This is a genomic window from Halochromatium sp. (assembly GCF_054919635.1).
This window is the reverse complement of record NZ_JBUDPI010000265.1, coordinates 1-5,514: the sequence shown is the minus strand read 5'-3', so window position 1 is coordinate 5,514 and position 5,514 is coordinate 1. Positions and strand designations below refer to the sequence as shown.

The following is a 5,514-nucleotide window of genomic DNA, read 5'->3' as shown; positions in this document are numbered from 1 at the left end:
AAACGGGGCTCGTCGCTGCCGCCTCGGTCGCCGCCTATCGAGAAGGGCGCATCCGTCGCCATGAGCTGACCCGTCCGGCGAAGGAGCAGGACCGGATGCGCCAGATCAGCGCCCTCAACGCCCAGACGGGGCCGGTCTTCTTAGCCTACCGCGCGGCATCGACGATTGACGAACGGTTGCTGGCGATCTGTCAACGCCCGCCCGTCATCGACATCAGTGCCGCGGACAGGGTCCGCCATCAACTGTGGTCGATCGATGACCGCGATGAGATCGACGCCTTCAGCCAGGCATTCGAGGCCGTCGAGCGTCTCTATATCGCAGATGGCCATCATCGCGCCGCGGCCGCCGAGCGTGTCGCCGAGGCCCGACAAGCCAAGCAGCAAACCGCGACGATCGACTCAAGCGATGACGCTGGGGCGCATCCGAGCGAGCATGTTCTGGCCGTGATCTTCCCACATGATCAGCTGCGCATCCTTCCCTACAACCGCGTCGTACGAGACCTAGCCGGCTTGACCGCCGAGCGATTCTTGGCGCGTGTTGCAGACGCGTATCAAGTGGAAGCAAGCGCGCAGCCGGTGGCGCCCGCTGACCGGGGCGAGGTAGGACTCTACCTTGGAGGGAGATGGTATCGATTGCGCCTTGCACCTGAGCGGATACCGGCGACAGACCCGATCGGCCGACTCGATGTCAGTCTGCTCCACGATCAGCTCATCAAGCCGTTGCTCGGCATCAGTGATCCGCGCCGCGATGAGCGGATCGACTTCGTCGGCGGCATCCGCGGACTCGAGGGGCTCAGCGCTCGCGTCGACAGCGGCGAGATGGCGGCCGCGTTTTCATTGCCGGCAACCCGCATGGAGGACCTGTTGGCCGTGGCCGATGCCAATGCGCTGATGCCGCCGAAGTCGACCTGGTTCGAGCCCAAGCTCGCCGATGGCCTGGTCAGCCATCTGCTCGAATGAGCTGCGCATTGGCTCCATGGACCTTGTGACGCGCCTCTCATTGGATCGCCTCCCGGATCAGCTTCCGGGCTGGCTCACCGCGCCGATCAATAGCCGCCCAAAGGACACTCAGCGGGCCTGAAGCCCGATCGCGACCGGGATAGACGCCATGGTCACGCCGCGAACAACCCTTCCCACCGCCGAGATCGACGACCATCAGGCCGCCGCACTCTGGCTCGAGCAGATCCCCGCGCAGTATGACGAGCAGGCCCGCTCGCGCATCGCCGATGCCATCGCATTGATGCAACGCTGCGTCGGCGACGAGCTGCTCGAGACCGGCGAGAGCGCCGCGCGCCACCGGCTCGGTACCGCGGACATCCTGATGGGGCTTCGACTGGATACCGAGACCCTCTGCGCCGCCCTGCTGGGCGGATGCATCGGGCGCGGTGAGATCGACGCGCCCACGCTCGATGCACGCTGCGGTGCCGGCGTCTCCCGGATGGTTCAGGACCTCGGTCGCATCGCCCAGCTCGCTGAGCTGGAACCGAAGGCGGCAAGCGGCCAACGGGACAAGCCACGCGACAAGCCACGTGAGCATGCCCGTCGCGAAGAGAATCTCAGGCGCATGCTGCTTGCGATCGCCGAGGACGTGCGCGCCATCCTCGTCGTGCTCGCCGAGCGGCTCTATCTGATGCGTGCGGCCAAGCATCTCCCTCCCAAGCGGCTGCACGAGCTTGCCGAAGACACCACGCGGTTATACGCCCCGCTCGCCAACCGGCTCGGGGTCTGGCAGCTCAAGTGGGAGCTCGAAGACCTCGTGCTGCGTTACACGCAGCCCACCGAGTACCAGCGCATCGCACGCCTGCTGCGCGAGCGCCGCGACGAGCGTCAGCAGTACATCGCTGCTGTCATCGACAGCCTGCAGCACGAGTTCAGCCGCATCGGCCTGCATGCAAGCATCACCGGCCGGCCGAAGCATATCTACAGCATCTGGCGCAAGATGCAACGCAAGCGCGTCGATATCGACGGCATCTTCGACCTGCGCGCGGTGCGCATCATGGTCGACTCCGAGGACGACTGTTACACGGCGCTGAGTGTCGTCCACAGCCTCTGGCCATACATCCCGGACGAGTTCGACGACTACATCTCCAAGCCCAAGGGTAACCTCTATCGCTCGCTGCATACCGCGGTCACTGGACCCGACGGCAAGGTGCTCGAGGTGCAGATTCGCACCCAGGAGATGCATCAGCACGCCGAGTATGGAATCGCTGCGCACTGGGCCTACAAGGAGGCCGCTGGGCATGACGCGGCCTTCCAGCGCCGGATCGTCCTCATGCGCAACTGGCTCGAGCGCACCTTGGAGGCTGAGCCGAGCACCGATACCAGCGCTGGTGCAGAAGCCCGCGCTGGGGCTGGCTCGAGCTCCGGGTCGAGCTCCGGGTCGAGCTCCGGCCGCGCCACGGATGCGAGCATCGCTCCTGCTGCCGGCGCGGAGCCCTCGCCGACGCAGGAGGGCGCGCCGCCACCGCAGCGGGAGGTCGCCGCGAGCATCTACGTGCTGACCCCGCAGGCCAAGGTCATCGAGCTACCGCCTGGCGCGACGCCGCTCGACTTCGCCTACGCGATCCACTCCGAGGTCGGCCATCACTGCCGGGGCGCTCGGGTCGATGGCCGGATCGTGCCCCTGACCCACAAGCTCGCTAGCGGCGAGACGGTCGAGATCATCACCCAGAAGAACGCTGCGCCGAGCCGTGATTGGCTGAGCGTCCATCACGGCTATCTGACCACCTCGCGGGCGCGGAATCGGGTGCGCCAGTGGTTCAAGCAGCAGGACTTTGAGCGTCACCTCGCCGAGGGTCGAAGCCTGCTCGATAAGGAGCTCTCGCGCCTTGGCATCGAGGCCAAGGCACCGCTGGAGCAGCTCGCAGAGCGTTTCAACCTGCAGCGCGGCGATGATGTCCTGGCTGCGATCGGCCGTGGCGATCTCTCGGTCGGCACGGCCGCACGCCAGGTCGGCGAGCCGCGTCAGGAGCGCCGCGACGCGATCCTCGAGACCGAGCAGGCGGTGCAACTGACCCAAGGTCGGCGCAAGCGTCAACCCCATGGCCGACCGGAGGTCATCGTGGCCGGCGTGCCAGACCTGATGACCCAGATCGCAAGCTGCTGCCATCCGGTCCCCCATGACTCGATCATTGGCTTCATCACCCGCGGCCGCGGGGTTGCGGTACATCGTGCAAATTGCGCCAATATCGCCAAGCTGGCCGACGAGGAGCAGGAGCGACTGATCGAGGTCGAGTGGTCCGAGCAGCCAGCCCATGCCGCTTATCCCGTTGACATCGTCATCAGTGCGGCTGACCGCAAGGGGCTGCTGCGCGACGTCTCGTCGGTGCTCGCGGACGAGGATGCCAATGTCATCGCCACTGAGACCCAGACCGATGCAACCAATGATCGCGCTAGCATGCGCTTCCGGGTCGAGGTCAGCGACGTCGAGCAGCTCGAGCAGCTCTGCGCCAAGCTGCGCCAGCTGACCGATGTGATCGAGGTGCGCCGCACCAGCCATTGAGGGCGACATTGAGCGCGAGAGTGTCGCACGGAGGTAACCACCAAGACTCGGGTGGTATCATTGTCAGCTTATTCAGGAAGGCCCCTCTCACATCATGCGCACCCTCCTCGTCACCGGCGGCGCCGGTTTCATCGGCGGCAACTTCGTACATCTAAAGATGCACCAAGGCGCCGAGCGAATCATCAATCTCGACAAGCTCACCTACGCCGGCAACCCAGACAGCCTCGCCGAGTTTCGCGATGATCCGCGGCACGTCTTCATCGAAGGCGATATCGGCAATCAGGCCCTGGTTGGACACCTGCTGCGGGAATACCAGGTCGACGCGGTCGTCAACTTTGCGGCCGAGAGCCATGTCGACCGCTCGATCGATGGCCCCGCCGCCTTCATCGAGACCAATGTGGTCGGCACCTTCAACCTGCTGGCTAGCGTCAGGGGCTACTGGAGCGAGCTCGAGGTCGGGCAGCGCGAGGCCTTTCGCTTCCTGCATGTCTCGACCGATGAGGTCTATGGCTCCCTGGGGCCGAGCGGCAGGTTCACCGAGACCACGGCCTATGCGCCGAACTCACCCTACTCGGCGTCCAAGGCGGCCTCCGATCATCTGGTGCGCGCCTGGCATCACACCTACGGACTGCCGGTGCTGACCACCAACTGTTCCAACAACTACGGCCCCTACCAGTTCCCGGAGAAGCTGATCCCGCTGATGATCGCCAAGGCCATCGCCGGCGAGCCACTGCCGATCTATGGCGACGGCGGCAACATTCGCGATTGGCTCTATGTCGAGGATCACTGCCGCGCCATCGACCGAGTGCTGGAGGCCGGCCGACCGGGCGAGGTCTACAACATCGGCGGCGACAGTGAGCGCACCAATCTGGAGGTGGTCGACACCCTCTGTCGCCTGCTCGACGAGGCGCTGCCCGACTCAGCGCATCGCCCGCACAGCCAGCTCAAGCAGTTCGTCAGCGACCGCCCCGGCCATGATCGGCGCTATGCGATCGATGCAACCAAGATCCAGACCGAGCTCGGCTGGCAACCGGCCGAGACCTTCGAGACCGGACTCGCCCGCACCCTGAGCTGGTATCTCGGCAACCAGGACTGGACCCGCCGGGTCACCGATGGCAGCTATCGGGGCGAGCGCCTCGGCGGCCAGGCCTGAGGAACGCCTCAGCATGACACGCAAAGGCATCATCCTCGCTGGAGGCTCCGGCACCCGGCTGCATCCACTCACGCTGAGCATCAGCAAGCAGCTGCTGCCGGTCTACGACAAGCCGATGATCTACTATCCGCTTGCGGTACTGATGATGGCGGGCATTCGTGAGGTGCTCGTGATCACCACCCCTCAGGATGCGCCGGCCTTTCATAGGCTGCTCGGCGACGGCAGCCAATGGGGCGTGCAGATCAAGTACGCGGTGCAGCCGGAGCCGGGTGGCCTCGCGCAGGCCTTCATCATCGGTCGCGATTACCTGGCTGGGGCACCATCCTGTCTGATCCTCGGCGATAACATCTTCTATGGTGGTGGGCTGCGCACGCATCTGCGCGCCGCGGCTGCCTACACCGAGGGCGCCAGCGTGTTTGGCTATTGGGTGCAGGACCCTGAGCGTTACGGTGTCGCCGAGCTTGACGCCGGGGGCCGCGTCGTCGGACTTGAGGAAAAGCCGGCTAAGCCCCGCTCCAATTACGCGATCACCGGGCTCTACTTCTACGACTCGCGCGCCTGCGACTACGCGGCCGAGCTTCAGCCCTCAGCGCGCGGCGAGCTCGAGATCACCGATCTGAATCGCCGTTACCTGGAGGAAGGCCAACTGCATGTCGAGCGGCTCAGCCGTGGGATCGCCTGGCTCGACACCGGTACCCATGAATCGCTGATCGAAGCGGGCAACTTCATCGAGACCATCGAGAAGCGTCAAGGCCTCAAGATCTGCGCCCCTGAGGAGATCGCGTATACCAACGGCTGGATCGACGAGCAAGCGCTGCGCGCAGTGGCCGAGCCGCTGCGCACGAGTGGCTCCGGCGCCT

General features: G+C 65.4%; 4 protein-coding genes. All 4 read left to right on the top strand.

Translation table 11 applies throughout. The annotated features are described in order from the left end of the window. The coding region (locus ACY693_RS14370) for a DUF1015 domain-containing protein (protein WP_462322506.1) at positions 1-959 on the top strand (959 nt) is incomplete at its 5' end. 148 nt (positions 960-1,107) lie between these two features. Beyond that, positions 1,108-3,501 (top strand): RelA/SpoT family protein, encoded by a 2,394-nt coding sequence (locus ACY693_RS14365; protein WP_462322505.1) that lies wholly within the window; start codon positions 1,108-1,110, stop codon positions 3,499-3,501. 94 nt (positions 3,502-3,595) lie between these two features. Further along, positions 3,596-4,654 carry a dTDP-glucose 4,6-dehydratase gene (gene rfbB / locus ACY693_RS14360; RefSeq protein WP_462322504.1) on the top strand — a complete coding sequence of 353 codons (1,059 nt, stop codon included), beginning with the start codon at positions 3,596-3,598 and terminating at the stop codon, positions 4,652-4,654. 13 nt (positions 4,655-4,667) lie between these two features. Next, positions 4,668-5,514: glucose-1-phosphate thymidylyltransferase RfbA (rfbA, locus tag ACY693_RS14355; protein ID WP_462322503.1), on the top strand; the 847-nt coding region annotated here is incomplete at its 3' end.